The 14,427-nt window shown below is 58.6% G+C and carries 16 protein-coding genes and 1 pseudogene; 15 read left to right on the top strand and 2 right to left on the bottom strand.

What is annotated here, in order from left to right; genetic code table 11:
- The first annotated feature begins 181 nt into the window (after positions 1-181).
- The 6 genes from phnC to Q1A44_RS00060 all read left to right on the top strand — a co-directional run bounded on the left by phnC (position 182) and on the right by Q1A44_RS00060 (position 6,425).
- Positions 182-991 carry a phosphonate ABC transporter ATP-binding protein gene (gene phnC / locus Q1A44_RS00085; RefSeq protein ID WP_299617789.1) on the top strand — a complete coding sequence of 270 codons (810 nt, stop codon included), beginning with the start codon at positions 182-184 and terminating at the stop codon, positions 989-991.
- A 58-nt stretch (positions 992-1,049) separates the two neighbouring features.
- Positions 1,050-1,961: a phosphonate ABC transporter substrate-binding protein gene (gene phnD, locus Q1A44_RS00080; RefSeq protein ID WP_299617786.1), complete on the top strand. Its 912-nt coding sequence runs from the start codon at positions 1,050-1,052 to the stop codon at positions 1,959-1,961.
- A gap of 64 nt (positions 1,962-2,025) precedes the next feature.
- Positions 2,026-2,901 carry a phosphonate ABC transporter, permease protein PhnE gene (gene phnE, locus Q1A44_RS00075; RefSeq protein WP_299617783.1) on the top strand — a complete coding sequence of 292 codons (876 nt, stop codon included), beginning with the start codon at positions 2,026-2,028 and terminating at the stop codon, positions 2,899-2,901.
- Positions 2,898-4,211 (top strand): phosphonate ABC transporter, permease protein PhnE, encoded by a 1,314-nt coding sequence (gene phnE, locus Q1A44_RS00070; RefSeq protein WP_299617780.1) that lies wholly within the window; start codon positions 2,898-2,900, stop codon positions 4,209-4,211. Before phnE (Q1A44_RS00075) ends, phnE (Q1A44_RS00070) begins: the two co-directional genes overlap by 4 nt.
- Complete coding sequence (locus tag Q1A44_RS00065) at positions 4,211-4,828, top strand: DapH/DapD/GlmU-related protein (protein WP_299617776.1); 618 nt, start codon at positions 4,211-4,213, stop codon at positions 4,826-4,828. Before phnE (Q1A44_RS00070) ends, Q1A44_RS00065 begins: the two co-directional genes overlap by 1 nt.
- A 382-nt stretch (positions 4,829-5,210) precedes the next feature.
- Positions 5,211-6,425: a glycerophosphodiester phosphodiesterase family protein gene (locus Q1A44_RS00060; RefSeq protein ID WP_299617773.1), complete on the top strand. Its 1,215-nt coding sequence runs from the start codon at positions 5,211-5,213 to the stop codon at positions 6,423-6,425.
- Between the two features lie 120 nt (positions 6,426-6,545).
- Here Q1A44_RS00060 and phnF read toward each other — a convergent pair whose 3' ends face one another.
- Entirely contained in the window at positions 6,546-7,265 is a 720-nt protein-coding gene (gene phnF / locus Q1A44_RS00055; protein WP_299617769.1) for a phosphonate metabolism transcriptional regulator PhnF, read from the bottom strand.
- 81 nt (positions 7,266-7,346) lie between these two features.
- Here phnF and phnG point away from each other — a divergent pair, with 81 nt between their 5' ends.
- From phnG to phnN, 7 genes are read left to right on the top strand one after another with little or no spacing between them, the layout of a single operon-like run.
- The gene (gene phnG, locus Q1A44_RS00050; RefSeq protein ID WP_299617766.1) at positions 7,347-7,802 is read left to right on the top strand and encodes a phosphonate C-P lyase system protein PhnG; all 456 of its coding nucleotides are present in this window, start codon (positions 7,347-7,349) and stop codon (positions 7,800-7,802) included.
- A gap of 12 nt (positions 7,803-7,814) precedes the next feature.
- The gene (gene phnH / locus Q1A44_RS00045; RefSeq protein WP_299617763.1) at positions 7,815-8,405 is read left to right on the top strand and encodes a phosphonate C-P lyase system protein PhnH; all 591 of its coding nucleotides are present in this window, start codon (positions 7,815-7,817) and stop codon (positions 8,403-8,405) included.
- Positions 8,405-9,493 (top strand): carbon-phosphorus lyase complex subunit PhnI, encoded by a 1,089-nt coding sequence (locus Q1A44_RS00040; RefSeq protein ID WP_299617760.1) that lies wholly within the window; start codon positions 8,405-8,407, stop codon positions 9,491-9,493. Before phnH ends, Q1A44_RS00040 begins: the two co-directional genes overlap by 1 nt.
- Positions 9,490-10,395, top strand: coding sequence for an alpha-D-ribose 1-methylphosphonate 5-phosphate C-P-lyase PhnJ (locus Q1A44_RS00035; RefSeq protein WP_299617757.1), 906 nt, complete (start codon positions 9,490-9,492; stop codon positions 10,393-10,395). Before Q1A44_RS00040 ends, Q1A44_RS00035 begins: the two co-directional genes overlap by 4 nt.
- Complete coding sequence (phnK, locus tag Q1A44_RS00030) at positions 10,392-11,174, top strand: phosphonate C-P lyase system protein PhnK (protein WP_299617754.1); 783 nt, start codon at positions 10,392-10,394, stop codon at positions 11,172-11,174. Before Q1A44_RS00035 ends, phnK begins: the two co-directional genes overlap by 4 nt.
- Before the next feature lie 3 nt (positions 11,175-11,177).
- Entirely contained in the window at positions 11,178-11,861 is a 684-nt protein-coding gene (phnL, locus tag Q1A44_RS00025) for a phosphonate C-P lyase system protein PhnL (RefSeq protein WP_299617751.1), read from the top strand.
- Entirely contained in the window at positions 11,858-12,403 is a 546-nt protein-coding gene (gene phnN / locus Q1A44_RS00020) for a phosphonate metabolism protein/1,5-bisphosphokinase (PRPP-forming) PhnN (RefSeq protein WP_299617747.1), read from the top strand. The genes phnL and phnN overlap by 4 nt, the downstream gene beginning before the upstream one ends.
- On the opposite strand, the gene Q1A44_RS00015 is transcribed toward phnN, so the two are convergent.
- Complete coding sequence (locus Q1A44_RS00015; protein WP_299617742.1) at positions 12,385-13,056, bottom strand: DUF1045 domain-containing protein; 672 nt, start codon at positions 13,054-13,056, stop codon at positions 12,385-12,387. The two genes, phnN and Q1A44_RS00015, sit on opposite strands and share 19 nt — an antisense overlap.
- On the opposite strand from Q1A44_RS00015, the gene Q1A44_RS00010 reads away from it, so the two are divergent.
- The gene (locus Q1A44_RS00010) at positions 13,055-14,248 is read left to right on the top strand and encodes an alpha-D-ribose 1-methylphosphonate 5-triphosphate diphosphatase (protein WP_299617739.1); all 1,194 of its coding nucleotides are present in this window, start codon (positions 13,055-13,057) and stop codon (positions 14,246-14,248) included. The genes Q1A44_RS00015 and Q1A44_RS00010 overlap by 2 nt on opposite strands.
- Before the next feature lie 63 nt (positions 14,249-14,311).
- Positions 14,312-14,427 (top strand): annotated as a pseudogene (locus Q1A44_RS00005) (IS5/IS1182 family transposase); the annotation flags it as partial.

Raw genomic sequence — 14,427 nt, 5'->3', positions numbered from 1 at the left:
CGGTTTTATGACGGTTTGTGGATAAAACTTCGTTTACGGGCAAAATCGATCAATGCCTTGTGCCCTGCCTTCAAAATAGCCGCTGTCACAAATTCGTTTCGCAAATGCCAAGAAACTGAATCAAAACCGTCACGCAGATGTAGTGTAGCGCGCTTATCCGCCCCCTAAACACGGGGGCGATATGCTGACAATAAATGCACTGACTAAGCGCTTTGGGGACAAGACGGCTGTAGATGCGGCCAATATCTTCGTAGACCAACCAACGATGATTGGGATTATCGGGCGCTCTGGAGCGGGGAAATCCACCCTGCTCCGGATGGTCAACCGCCTCAGCGATGCAACCAGTGGGACCATCACTTTCGAAGGGGAAGAGGTCACGGCCTTACGTGGTGCCGCCAAACGGGATTGGCAGTCACGCTGCGCGATGATCTTTCAGCAGTTCAATCTTGTCCCCCGCATGGATGTGGTTTCGAACGTGCTGCACGGCACGTTGAACAAGCGGTCGACTTTTGCAACCATGTTCAACCTCTTTCCACAATCGGACGTTCACCAAGCGATCGAGATCCTTGATCGGCTAGGCATCGCCGAACAAGCGCCCAAGCGCGCCGAGGCGCTCTCGGGCGGTCAGCAACAGCGCGTCGCGATTGCGCGGGCGTTGATGCAGGATCCCAAGATTATTTTGGCCGATGAGCCCATTGCCTCGCTCGATCCAATGAATGCCCAAGTGGTGATGCAAAGCCTGCGCGACATTCACGAGCAAGACGGCCGCATGGTCATTGCCAACCTGCACACGCTGGACACGGCCCGGCGCTATTGTGACCGGGTGATCGGAATGCGCGATGGGAGGATCGTTTTTGACGGGACGCCTGAGCAACTGACCACCGGAGTCGCGCGAGATATCTACGGGGCAGGCGCGGATTTTTCAGAAGCCGCCACATCCACCGAAATTGAAACCCTGGACAGGTCGGAGGCACAGAAAGCCCTCGCCTGAGCCAGCTGCCACCCGCGCCTTTTCGCGGGCCACCTTCATTAACCCAACGGAGATAACGATGAAAAAGACCCTCGCATTGGCGCTTGCCGCCACGACAGCCCTGACCGGCACCGCCTTCGCCGAAGGCATTACCGAATTCCGTATCGGCATTCTGGGCGGCGAGAACGCCCAAGACCGGATGAACTCCTACCAGTGTCTTGCTGACTACACGACCGAAGCGCTTGGTGTTGAAACCAAGCTCTTTGCCCCTGCTGACTACAACGGTGTGATCCAGGGTTTGCTGGGCGGCACAATCGACATGGCCTGGCTCGGCGCGTCCTCCTATGCCGCGACCTACCTGCAGGACGCAGATGCTGTTGAACCCGTTCTGATCAAAGTGAACGTGGATGGTTCTGTCGGCTATCACTCTATCGGTTTTGCGCGCAAAGACAGCGGCATCACCTCGCTGGATGATATGGAAGGCAAAGTCTTTGGCTTTGGTGATCCAAACTCCACATCCGGCTACCTGATCCCCTCCATCGAAATCCCGCAGTACAAGGAGGGCGTGACCATGGAAACGGGCGAGTATTTCGGTGAGGTCAAATTCACCGGCGGCCACGAGCAGACCATTGTCGCAGTGAACAATGGTGACATCGACGGCGGTGTGACATGGGCCGACGGTCAGGGTAACTGGGAAGACGGGTACAACTCCGGCGCGCTGCGCAAAGCCGTCGATGCTGGCCTCGTTGACATGAACGATATGGTGCAGATCTGGAAATCCAAAGTGATCCCCGAAGGTCCAATCGTTCTGCGCAAGGCGCTGCCAGCAGACGTCAAGACCACAATGACAGCGCTGGTTGATGGCCTGTTCGAAGCGGACCCGGATTGCGCCTATGGCGTGGCTGCGGGCGACACGCTGGGCTTCCAGCCGGTGGCCCATAATACCTACATCTCGATCGTCGAAGCGCGCAAAGCGAAAATCGGCGGCTAAACCATTTCCATGACGTAGCCGGCAGGCCCTTGGGCCTGTCGGTATTTTTTTATCCGGGGGCAGAATGGCTGACATTTCCATAGGCGGCGCACCGCAAAGCGTGGGCGGCGTTCAATCAAGCTATATGGCGCAGGTTCAGCGACGCAGGCTTTATGGCGGGTTGACGCTATTGATCTTCGTCATCCTGATGGTCTCGGGCTTCAACATCGCGGACGACCGCAATGCAGGCGGATTTTGGGAAGGGCTCCACCAGATCGGGGACTACCCCGCTGACGTGCTATCCGAGGCTTGGGAAAAACGCGCCGATCTGCCCGGTTTGATCGCCAAATACTTTCCCGCGCTTGTCGAAACCATAAACATTGCCGCAGTTTCGACCCTGATCGGCGTTGCGGGCGGCATCGTCTTGTCTTTGCTGGGCACGCGCGGACTGGCCAAATGGCCCAGGTTGATCCCGCTTTTTCGTCGCATCTCTGACATCATGCGCGCGGTGCCCGAAATCGTGATCGCGCTGGTCCTGATCTTTGTTCTGGGCGGCGGCCCGGTGCCTGCCATGATCGCCATTGCCATCCACACCGCAGGCGCATTGGGCAAGATGTTCTCTGAGGTTGCGGAAAACGCTGACCTCAAGCCGGTTGAGGGACTTGAATCGACAGGTGCAACATGGACGCAGCGCATGCTCTTGGGCGTGCTGCCGCAAGTCGCGCCGAACTACATCAGCTATTCTTTGCTGCGGTTCGAGATAAACATCCGCGCTTCGGCCATCCTTGGTTTTGTCGGCGCGGGCGGTATCGGATACGAACTGCGCAACGCCATGGCGTGGGGGCCGGGCCGGTTTGACGAGGCCGCCGCGATTTTCATTCTTTTGTTCGGTACCATCGTGTTCTTTGATCAGGTCTCCAGCCGCTATCGCAACCGTTTGACAGAGGGGCAGGGCCAATGACCATGACTGATCTCAGCCTGACGAAACAGGATGCCGACAAACTGTTTCAGCGCAAGCGACTGATCGGCTTTGGCATCCCGGCCGTTATTTTCGCCTATCTCTTCTATATATTTTTCGCTTTCGATATCGCCGGTCTGGCGGGGCGTGCCAATCTGGACAACGCGGTCACGTTGGCCTCCGACAGTTGGTCGCATAAGGTGCATGTCACACGCGACAACCGCTCGGGCGAGATCAGCTATGCCGTCGAAGGCGAGCGCAAAGGGCGCTACCCTGAAGGTCAGCGCCCCGATTGGGTCAGTGGCGATGAGGTGATCACCATCAATCTGGGTTCAGGTTACACTGTGCGGTATCTGCCGGAAAACCGAACCGAGATCGAAGTGCCCGGTTTCCCACTTATCAAAGTGGAGGCCAAGGGGCGCAGCCTTACCAGCAATCTGCCCGAGGATGTGCCTGAGTGGATATCCGCCTCGAACCGTCGTATCGGCATCACGACGCCAGAGGGCCGCATCACGTTGACGGGCGCACGCACAGAGGTGTTCAACTATTTCCCCGGATGGGAGCTTTTCTGGTTCACCCTCGACAGCCCGTATCACGGCCAAAGCCTTGGAACGATCCTGTTTGGCACCCGTCTCGACCCGGACCGCGGCAATATCGAGGGTGCTGTGTCCGATTGGTGGAACAACAAAATGTGGCGGCACAAGGATGTGGCCTGGGCCATTGGCGAAACGATCCTGATGGCGTTCCTTGGCACGATGGGGGCCGCGATCTTGGCCCTGCCACTTGCCTTTCTGGCGGCCAAGAGGTTTTCGCCCTTGATGTTGCTGCGGGCGGGCACGCGGCGGGTCTTTGACTTTGTACGCGGGGTCGATGCGTTGATCTGGACCGTCGTGTTGGCGCGCGCCTTTGGCCCGGGGCCGCTGACCGGGACACTGGCAATTCTGATCACCGATACGGGCACTTTCGGCAAGATCTTTTCCGAAGCATTGGAAAATGTGGACCAGAAGCAGATCGAAGGCGTTTCTTCCACGGGTGCGAAACCCTTGCAACGCTATCGCTTTGGCGTGATCCCACAGGTGGTGCCGGTGCTGCTGGCTCAGATCCTCTATTTTCTGGAATCCAACACCCGGTCCGCCACGATCATTGGCGCGATTACGGGCGGCGGCATCGGATTGATGCTGACCCAGGCGATCCAGACCCAGAAGGATTGGGAAGAGGTCGCTTATTACATCGTCCTGATCGTCGTCATGGTAATGTTCATGGATTGGTTCTCGGGCTGGCTGCGCGGCAAACTGATCGGGCGCAAAGACTGATGGCACGGCTGACTGCAACAGAACCTTTCATTCACCCCGAATGCGAAATCGCCGGCAGCACCTTTGGCGCGTATGTCGAGATCGGCAAAGGCAGCCGGGTGAACAATTCGCACTTCGGGGACTATTCCTATTGCGACCGCTATGCCGATATTGCGAATGCGCAGATCGGCAAGTTTGCCAACATCGCCGCCTTCTCCCGGATTGGCGCGACGGATCACCCGCTGCATACCGCGTCTCTGCATCACTTTCTGTATCGCTCTGAGGATTATTGGCAGGATGCGGGCCGAGATGAGGCGTTCTTTGCACACCGCAAGTCCCGCACAGCTCACATTGGCCATGATACGTGGATCGGCGCTGGCGCAATGGTCAAGCCCATGATCACTCTCGGCCACGGCGCTGTCGTTGCAGCGGGTGCGGTTGTAACCAAAGACGTCGAACCCTACACCATGGTCGCAGGCACCCCAGCCAAACCATTGCGCTTGCGTCAACCACGCGACATCGCCGATCGGTTGATCGCGTTGGCGTGGTGGGACTGGGATCATGATGCGCTGCGCGCCGCACTGAATGATTTTCGCGCGCTATCTGCGGACGCTTTTTTGGAAAAGTATGAAACCTGATCGTGTCGGCTTGCGGGTCGCTAAAGCTGCGGACCGGGCGTTGGTCCTGCGATCGGAAGAAGACGGTAAGTGGGCCTATGCGAAGGCCCTATGGGGCAATTTGCGCGCTTAAGCGCTGGTGTATTTTTGCAAAAGATCGACGCGGAAAGCCGCCCCGTTTGGTTATGGGTTCTGAGCACTAATCCAAACGCGCGGCGCTTGTACCAAGGGCTGGGGCTTAAATTGCAGGAAGAAACTGCGGAGCGTTGGTGCTTGCAATTGGACCCCTCTGACCGCGTCACCAAACCGACAGGTATTCGTTACTAAACCTTCAAGCGATCTTCACATGAGAGTTGCATTTTCGGGCGACTTTGCGGTGTCCATCATATTACAGGGATTTCCCATGTTTCGCACCCTTGTCATTGCGACGACCGCACTGGTCGCCGCCCCCGTTCTTGCGCAATCTGTTGAGAGTGTCGAGTACGGTCCGCGCCCTTTTTATCTGATTGATCGGATGGAAGACGGGGCGCTCAAATCCAAACTGCGGTCTTGCTCGGGCCAAGAAGCCAAACCGTCACTTTTCTCTATTGGTCACCGTGGCGCACCGTTGAAATTCCCGGAGCATACGGCGGAATCGAACCTGGCTGCTGCGCGCATGGGTGCCGGCATTCTGGAATGCGACGTGACCTTTACCAAAGATCTGGAGCTGGTTTGCCGTCACGCCCAGAATGATTTGCATACGACAACAAACATCCTGACGTCAGGTCTTGCTGACACGTGCAAAGTGCCTTTCAGCCCTGCAAATGGTGAAACCCCCGCCGCCGCCGAGTGCCGCACATCCGAGATCACTCTGGCGGAATACCGAACACTGACGCCAAAGATGGACGCAGCCGACAAAACGGCGGCCACGGCCGAAGCCTATCTGGGCGGCACGGCAGATTGGCGCACAGATCTCTACAGCGTGGAAAATGCCACGATCATGACCCATGCAGAGTCGATCGAGTTGTTCAAATCCTTGGGTGCGAAGTTTACGCCCGAGCTTAAGTCCCCCGCGGTAGACATGCCTTTCAACGGGTTCAGCCAAGAAGACTATGCCCAAAAGCTGGTGGACGAGTACAAGGCAGCAGGCGTCCCTGCCAGCGATGTGTGGCTTCAATCCTTTAACCTCGAAGACGTGCTCTATTGGATCAAGGCCGAGCCGGAGTTTGGCGCGCAAGCGGTTTATCTGATGGATGAATACAATATCGACGGCTACTCTCCGATGGACCCGGACACATGGCCTAATACGATGGAAGAGCTCAAGGCCATGGGCGTGAACTACATCGCACCGCCCACTTGGATGCTTGTGACCTTGGATGGCGAAGAGATCGTGCCGTCTGAACTGGCCAAACAGGCCAACGCCGCAGGTCTCAAGATCATCACATGGACCATTGAACGCTCTGGCCCTCTCGTGCGCGGTGGCGGTTGGTACTATCAGTCCATCGCCGATGTGACCGACAGCGATGGTATCATGTACGAATTGATCGACGCATTGGCGATGGATGTCGGTGTTGAGGGGATCTTTTCGGACTGGCCCGCGACGGTGACTTACTATGCCAATTGCATGGGGCTTGATTGAGCGACAACTCTCGGCGCCTGGCGCGTTCGGCCCCTACCAGTTGGGTGGGGGCCTTTGCACTTTGTTGCGTGAGACGTGAGCGGACCAAAAAAGTTCGGCCCAATTGCGAAGCGCATGATCCTAATGTTCCAACGTCAATGTCACCCGATCCCCTGCAAACCATGTGCGCCCGTATTCGATTGGCTGGCCTGTGTCGTCTACGTTCACGCTTGTTGATTTCAGCAGCGGATCGCCTTCTGCGACTTGCAAGTGCAAGGCTTGCGTTACAGTGGCGCGTACCGCAGTGAGCCGCGTTGACGCGCGGGTATAATCGATAACGCCAACCGTTTTCAAAGCTTCGGTAATACTGGTGTAGGTACTCAAGGCGGATGCAATGCCGGAAAGGTTGTCGGAGGGAAACACACTCTCAACCACTGCAACAGGCTGACCATCTGCCAAAGACAGCCCGTGATAAACGCAAACCTCAGCCCCTGGCGCGATCCTCAAAGCCCGCGCCTCGCCTGCCGTTGAAGCACGATTTTCAATTTGCAAAACCTGTTTTTCCGGGCGTCGCCCGGCAGAAATCAGGTTTTCGTGGAACCGTACCCTTTTTCCGATGGCGTAATCGGTAGGGGTTGCTGCCACAAAAGCGCCAGATCCTCGGCGGGTGCGAACGAGGCCCTCTTCGACCAAGGCCGAAATCCCATGCCTTACTGTGTGTCGGTTGACGCCAAAGCGCTCGGCCAGCGCAGCTTCGGTCGGGAGTCTGTCCCCCGGAACATATCGGCCCTCCGCCAGGTCACTTCGCAGGGCATCTGCGATGGCCTGCCAGATGGGTGTTTTGCCAGAACTGTCACGCAAGTTTCACAAATCTCTTCTGTCGTGATGGAGGGAATCTGTTATGATATGTATAGTTGTATAGGATATGGAAAAGTTGTCGAGATGAAAGACGCTTTTGACGAAAAAACAGAGCGGAAAACTTGGATGAGCCTTTTGTCCAAAGCACCCGCGGGCCGTGTCGCCACTCTGCTTGATGCCGCGATGGCCCGACCGGATTTCAAATGGCTTCGTGCCCCCGAGATCGGCAGCGTCATGGTGCAGGGTCGTGCAGGCGGGACGGGTGCGCCATTCAATATCGGTGAGATGACCGTGACCCGCTGTGCTCTGACACTACCCGGCGGCGAGGTTGGTCATGCGTATATCCAAGGCCGCCGCAAAGCCGATGCCGAAGCCGCCGCGCTGGTGGACGCACTGATGCAAGGCGGCGCCGCAGGTGCTGTCCGCACCGCTGTTCTGGAACCGCTGCAGGCCGAACAGATGATCGCCAAAACGGCGCGCGCGCAAAAAGCCGCCGCGACCAAGGTGGAGTTTTTCACCATGGCCCGCGGCGAAGACTGAAGGAGAGGATTGATGCACGCACAAACGCTCTCGGGCGGGTTTGAAACGCCGCCGGTCGATTCGGCCCACGCCTTTCGCGCAGTGATGGAGGCAATGGCCCGTCCAGGCCAGATCAAGGACATCTCGGGCGCGCAACCGCCTGCGCCGCTTTCCGCCGCCGCCGGCAGTGTGCTGCTGACCTTGTGTGACACCGACACGCCCATCTACCTTGCGGGAGATGCGGATACGGATGATGTGCGCGCTTGGCTTGCATTTCATACAGGCGCCCCGCTGACCGGCCCGTCCCAAGCCATGTTTGCCGTTGGCCGGTGGGAGGCGCTGGTTCCATTGCAGGGCTATCAGATTGGCACTTCGGAATATCCGGATCGGTCTGCGACCTTGATTGTGGAATGCACAGAGTTGACCACATCGGGCGCAAATCTGAGCGGTCCGGGCATCAAGTCACGTGCCGCTTTGTCCTTGCCCGAACTCGACGCCTTCCAAAGCAACCGAGGCTTGTTCCCGCTTGGTCTCGACTTCATCTTTACGTGCGGGGGCCAAGTGGCCGCTTTGCCGCGCTCAACGATAGTTAGTGCGCCAGAGGGCGCGATGGAGGTGTCCTGATGTACGTCGCTGTGAAGGGGGGCGAGCGCGCCATTGAAAGCGCCCATGCCTGGCTGGCAGAGGAGAGAAGGGGGGATATCAGTGTTGCCGAGCTTTCCGTTGCCCAAATCCGTGAACAGCTGAAGCTGGCGGTGGACCGGGTGATGGCTGAAGGCTCGCTCTATGATCCCGATCTGGCGGCGCTCGCGATCAAGCAGTCGCGTGGTGATCTGATTGAGGCGATCTTCCTGATCCGTGCTTATCGCACCACGTTGCCGCGGTTCGGCGCGTCGGACCCGATAGACACGGGTGCGATGGACTGTGATCGACGCATCTCGGCCACGTTCAAGGATTTGCCCGGCGGGCAGATCTTGGGGCCGACCTTTGATTACACGCATCGTTTGCTTGATTTCAAACTGGCCGCCGATGGCGAAGTGCCAGAGGCCCCTGCGCGTGAGGCCGCAACCGGAGACGTGCCACATGTGACCGAATTTCTAAACCGGGAGGGTCTGATCGAAGAGGCTCCACATGACGACACAGTACCTCCAGACCTGACCCGCGCGCCGCTTGAAATGCCTGCGGACCGCGCGCTTCGCCTGCAGGCGCTGACCCGCGCGGATGAGGGCTTTGCCCTTGGTCTCGCCTATTCCACTCAGCGCGGCTACGGCCGTAACCACGCCTTTGTGGGCGAATTGCGCATCGGCGCCGTCGCGGTCGAGATGGACATTCCTGAGCTCGGTTTTGCGATTGAGATTGGCGAGATCACCCTGACCGAATGCGAGACGGTGAACCAGTTCAAAGGCTCCAAGACCGAGCCGCCACAGTTTACCCGTGGATACGGGCTCGTCTTTGGTCAGTCAGAGCGCAAGTCGATTTCAATGGCGTTGGTTGACCGTGCGCTGCGGTGGGAAGAGCTGGGCGAAGACAATGTCGGCGCGCCCGCGCAGGACACCGAGTTTGTTCTGTATCACGCGGACAACATTCAGGCGACTGGCTTTTTGGAGCATATCAAGTTGCCCCATTATGTTGACTTCCAGTCAGAACTGGAACTCGTGCGCAAGCTACGTCGCGAAGCTGGCGCCGGGCAATTTCAGGAGGCGGCAGAATGACGGAATACAACTTTGCTTATCTTGATGAGCAGACCAAGCGAATGATCCGCCGCGCGATCCTGAAAGGCTTGGCAATCCCCGGCTATCAGGTGCCCTTTGCAAGCCGCGAAATGCCGATGCCCTATGGTTGGGGCACAGGCGGCGTGCAGGTTTCGGCAGCAGTTCTGACACCCGAAGACAGGTTCAAGGTGATCGACCAAGGGGCGGACGACACCACCAATGCGGTATCCATCCGGTCGTTTTTTGAACGCACCGCAGGTGTGGCGACCACGACCACGACCTCGGAGGCGAGCGTAATTCAGACCCGCCACCGCGTCCCCGAAGAAGCGCTGACCGAGGATCAGATCCTGGTCTACCAAGTGCCGATCCCCGAGCCACTGCGCTTTCTGGAACCGCGCGAGAGTGAGACCCGCAAGATGCACAGTCTGGAAGAATACGGCCTGATGCATGTGAAGCTCTATGAGGACATCGCGCGCCACGGCCACATCGCCACCTCCTATGCCTATCCGGTCAAGGTGGAAGGGCGTTATGTGATGGACCCGTCGCCCATACCCAAGTTTGACAACCCCAAGCTGGGCAACATGCCCGCGATCCAGCTGTTCGGGGCAGGCCGTGAGCAACGCATCTATGCGCTCCCACCTTACACCCAGGTTGTCAGTCTCGATTTTGAAGATCACCCGTTTGAGGCCAGCAAAGCCGACCACTCCTGTGGGCTGTGCGGAGCTACGGACAGCTATTTGGATGAAGTGATCACGGATGATCAAGGTGGGCGCATGTTTGTCTGTTCTGACACTGACTATTGCGAAGGCCGCCGTGCTGCGGGTTTTTTCGGAGAAATGTCCGCTGAAAACCCATCCGCTCCCACGATGACCACGCAACGTAATCTGGAGTTTCAGACATGAGTGCAGATCTTTCTCCACTACTGTCGGTCAAAGGCATTTCAAAATACTACGGCGCTCACATCGGGTGCGCGGATGTGTCCTTTGACCTTTATCCCGGCGAGGTCATGGGCATTGTTGGTGAAAGCGGTTCTGGGAAGTCGACGCTCTTGAATTGCATGGCGGGACATCTGGCCCCCGATGCGGGCGAGGTTGTCTTTGATACCCGCGCCGATGGCCCCAAAGACACCGTCACCATGTCAGAGCCGGAGCGCCGTATGCTGGGCCGCACCGATTGGGCCTTTGTCCACCAGCACGCCCGCGACGGGTTGCGCATGGGTGTTTCGGCCGGCGGCAATGTGGGCGAGCGCTTGATGGCGGTCGGCGAGCGGCACTATGGTGACATCCGGGGCAAAGCGACGGATTGGCTCGGGCGGGTGGAAATTGACGCCGACCGCATCGACGACCGCCCCACCACGTTTTCCGGGGGGATGCAGCAGCGCTTACAGATCGCGCGCAATCTGGTCACCGGGCCGCGGCTGGTCTTTATGGATGAACCGACAGGAGGGCTCGACGTGTCCGTGCAAGCGCGTCTGCTTGATCTCTTGCGCGGATTGGTGCGCGACATGGGCCTGTCTGCGATCATCGTAACCCATGATTTGGCCGTTGTGCGACTGCTCGCGGATCGGCTGATGGTCATGAAGTCGGGTCGTGTGGTTGAATCAGGCCTGACTGACCAGGTACTCGACGACCCCCAGCACGCCTATAGCCAGCTTCTTGTCTCTTCCGTTTTACAGGTGTGAGTGATGATTGACCTCAAGGACGTTTCAAAAACCTTTACCCTTCACAATCAGGGCAGCGCCGTAATCGAAGTGGTCAACGATGTCTCCTTGTCTGTCGCGCCCGGCGAATGTGTGGCGCTGACCGGGGCTTCAGGTGCGGGCAAATCAACGTTGATGCGCATGATCTATGGCAACTACTTGACGCAGGCGGGCTCTATCCGCATCGGGGATGTCGATATCGTTCAAGCCGAACCGCGCGCGGTGATTGCCCTGCGACGTGAGGTGCTTGGCTATGTCAGTCAGTTTCTGAGGGTGGTGCCACGGGTGCCAACACTGGAAGTGGTTGCCGAGCCTCTGCGCGCGGTCGGGGTCTCCGCGGGGGCGGCAGAGGCCCGCGCCGCGGCCCTTCTTGAAAAACTGAACATTCCCCAGCGGCTTTGGTCGCTCTCGCCCACCACGTTTTCGGGCGGCGAACAGCAGCGGGTGAATATCGCGCGCGGTTTTGCCCACGCATATCCCGCAATGCTTTTGGACGAACCCACCGCGAGCCTGGACGCCACCAACCGCGAGGTCGTGTTGTCCCTGATCGAAGAGGCCAAGGCAAGCGGTGTGGCGATCATCGGCATTTTTCACGACGAGGCGGCGCGCGCGCGTGTCTGCGACCGCGAAATCGACGTTAGCGCTTTCACGCCCGGAGTTGCGGCATGAGCAAGGGCCGCCTCATTGCGGTTGTCGGTCCTTCCGGTGTGGGCAAGGACAGCGTGATGCAAGGCGTGGCCGCGGTCATGCCGAAACTGCATCTTGTCCGGCGCGTTATCACGCGCGCTCCGGGTTTGGGCGGCGAAGATTACGACGCTGTCTCCGAACCGCAGTTTCAGGATCTGGTTAAGGATGGTGCATTCGCCGTTCATTGGGGCGCGCATGGGCTGTTTTACGGCATTCCACAAACGGTGAGATACGAGTTGAACAATGGTGCCGACTGCCTTGCCAACTTTTCGAGGAAAGCGCTTCGGGCCGGTGCAGATGCGTTTCCCAATTTCGTCGTTCTCAACATCACGGCCGAGCCGGAGACTTTGGCTGCACGGTTGACGGCTCGAGGTCGCGAGTCCGAGGCCGATATCGCCAGACGCCTGTCTGAGGCGACAAAGCCCCTACCTGAAAGTCTGGAGGTCATCACGCTTTCCAATGACGGACCGCTTGATCAGACAATTGCGCGCGCTGCCAAGCTGCTTCAGCCGGTGAGCGTATGACGATGGATCAGTTCAAAGTGTCCATCCTGCCGTTCGCCGCAAAGCGCGACCTGGTCCATAACGAAAGGTGTGGGCAAATCCGGCAAGCGATCCTGCAGCGTGTCAATCCACCCTCGCATCCCGTCTTTGGGCAACCGACCCGAGAGGGTCAGGTGAAACTGAAACTCCTCGAAGACGTAAGGGTATCCCCACTGCGCGAGCAGCGCCTCTTGGCGGGTGCTCAACCCCGCCTTGCGGCGCCGCGCAAGCTCTGCCTCGCCCGCAGGCGCGCGAAACCCATCAAGATCGCGCACGCAGGCCTCGGCGACCCGCTGCAAACCGTCCAGCGTTCCAAAGGGCGTAAGCGCCAGAAATCGGCCCAACTGCGTCAGCTTCAGCCCATCACAAACCGCGGGCGAAAGCACACCTGCCAAGTCGGACACAGCTGCTTCAAGAGCCTCAGGCGTTTGACCCTCTTTCAAGCGGAACGGCGGTTTCAGGGTTCCGTGAAAGCCATATTTGCGGGGTGTCATCGTGATGTCATGCAAACCGGGCACATCGAACTGAGGCACCTCACGGCCCGTCACAACATCCCAGCCCAGCCATTTCGCGCCGAATTCGGACAGCGGGCCGTCGGGCGGCAGATAGTAAATTGCAAAACGAGCGTATGACATGAATTCCCCTTTTCCTGCGTCCTCTTTGACAAACGCATGTGACACCTCGGTGTCAGCAGACCTTTGTCTTGCCAATGCTCAGCTTGTTTTGCCAGATCGCGTGCTGCTGGGCGCAATCACAATCGAAGCGGGCGTCATTTCCGAGATCACCGAAGGGGATAGTATCCCGACAGGGGCTCTGGATTGTGGCGGGGATCTGGTTCTGCCGGGTCTTGTGGAGTTGCATACCGACAATGTCGAGCGCCACATCGAGCCACGCCCCGAGGTCGATTGGCCCCATTTGCCCGCCCTACTCGCCCATGATGCAGAACTGGCCTCCACCGGTATCACCACAGTGTTCGATGCCATGCGCGTTGGGTCCATCCATTCGGGCAAAGGGCGCTATATCGATTATGCCCGCAGACTGGCCGACGAGCTTTTGGCTGCGCGCGCGGAAGGCATGTTCAAGATCAGCCACTTCCTCCACCTGCGCGCCGAGATCTGTTCTGAAACGTTGCTTGACGAATTGGCCGCCTTTGGCCACGAGGATCGCGTCGGCATTGTCAGCCTGATGGACCACACGCCCGGGCAGCGGCAATTCCGTGATCTTACGGCGCTCAAGACCTATGTCGCCAAGAAGCGCGGCATGAACGATGCGGAATTTGCCGAGCATGTACAAAATCTGCTCGGCCTCCAGGAGCGGTATGGTGCCAGGCACGAAAAAGGCGCGGTCACAGAGGCGACCCGTTTGGGCGCAGTGCTGGCCAGCCATGACGACACGACGGCAGAGCATGTTGCGACATCAGCCACCAACGGCGTTGGCTTTGCGGAATTCCCAACGACAGTCGAAGCTGCCCAGGCCTGCCGGGAACAGGGTATCGCGGTCATGATGGGTGCGCCCAATCTGATCCGCGGGGGTTCTCACTCTGGCAATGTGGCCGCTGAAGAGTTGGCGAAACAGAACCTGCTGGACATCGTGTCATCTGACTATGTCCCTTCGGCGCTTCTGCTGTCTGCCTTCCATCTTGCGCGCATCTGGAATGATCTTCCGCGGGCTGTTGCAACCGTGACCCGCAACCCGGCCAATGCAGCGCGCCTTGACGACCGAGGCGTGCTACAAGTCGGTATGCGCGGCGATGTCCTTCGCGTTCGCCAAGCAGGGTCAACGCCCCTCCTTCGCGGGATTTGGAGCCGAGGGCAAACGATTGGCTAGGGTCAGGACCCATTGATTTCCGGGCGACGGCGTGATTCACGGTTCGAAAAACGAGCGGTGAACATGTCTGATCTGTTCTGGCTAACGGATACGCAGATGGCGCGTCTTGAGCCCTTTTTTCCCAAGTCACACGGCAAGCCCCGCGTCGATGACCGGCGGGTCTTGAGTGGGATTATCTT

This window comes from uncultured Tateyamaria sp., assembly GCF_947503705.1.
In the GTDB taxonomy this organism is placed as follows: domain Bacteria; phylum Pseudomonadota; class Alphaproteobacteria; order Rhodobacterales; family Rhodobacteraceae; genus Tateyamaria.
This window is presented reverse-complemented; position numbering and strand designations above follow the sequence as displayed.

Coding starts and splice junctions, on each gene's coding strand:
- phnC (WP_299617789.1), top strand. CDS start 182: ATGCTGACAATAAATGCACTGACTAAGCGCTTTGGGGACAAGACGGCT.
- phnD (WP_299617786.1), top strand. CDS start 1,050: ATGAAAAAGACCCTCGCATTGGCGCTTGCCGCCACGACAGCCCTGACC.
- phnE (WP_299617783.1), top strand. CDS start 2,026: ATGGCTGACATTTCCATAGGCGGCGCACCGCAAAGCGTGGGCGGCGTT.
- phnE (WP_299617780.1), top strand. CDS start 2,898: ATGACCATGACTGATCTCAGCCTGACGAAACAGGATGCCGACAAACTG.
- Q1A44_RS00065 (WP_299617776.1), top strand. CDS start 4,211: ATGGCACGGCTGACTGCAACAGAACCTTTCATTCACCCCGAATGCGAA.
- Q1A44_RS00060 (WP_299617773.1), top strand. CDS start 5,211: ATGTTTCGCACCCTTGTCATTGCGACGACCGCACTGGTCGCCGCCCCC.
- phnG (WP_299617766.1), top strand. CDS start 7,347: ATGAAAGACGCTTTTGACGAAAAAACAGAGCGGAAAACTTGGATGAGC.
- phnH (WP_299617763.1), top strand. CDS start 7,815: ATGCACGCACAAACGCTCTCGGGCGGGTTTGAAACGCCGCCGGTCGAT.
- Q1A44_RS00040 (WP_299617760.1), top strand. CDS start 8,405: ATGTACGTCGCTGTGAAGGGGGGCGAGCGCGCCATTGAAAGCGCCCAT.
- Q1A44_RS00035 (WP_299617757.1), top strand. CDS start 9,490: ATGACGGAATACAACTTTGCTTATCTTGATGAGCAGACCAAGCGAATG.
- phnK (WP_299617754.1), top strand. CDS start 10,392: ATGAGTGCAGATCTTTCTCCACTACTGTCGGTCAAAGGCATTTCAAAA.
- phnL (WP_299617751.1), top strand. CDS start 11,178: ATGATTGACCTCAAGGACGTTTCAAAAACCTTTACCCTTCACAATCAG.
- phnN (WP_299617747.1), top strand. CDS start 11,858: ATGAGCAAGGGCCGCCTCATTGCGGTTGTCGGTCCTTCCGGTGTGGGC.
- Q1A44_RS00010 (WP_299617739.1), top strand. CDS start 13,055: ATGAATTCCCCTTTTCCTGCGTCCTCTTTGACAAACGCATGTGACACC.
- Q1A44_RS00015 (WP_299617742.1), bottom strand. CDS start 13,056: ATGTCATACGCTCGTTTTGCAATTTACTATCTGCCGCCCGACGGCCCG.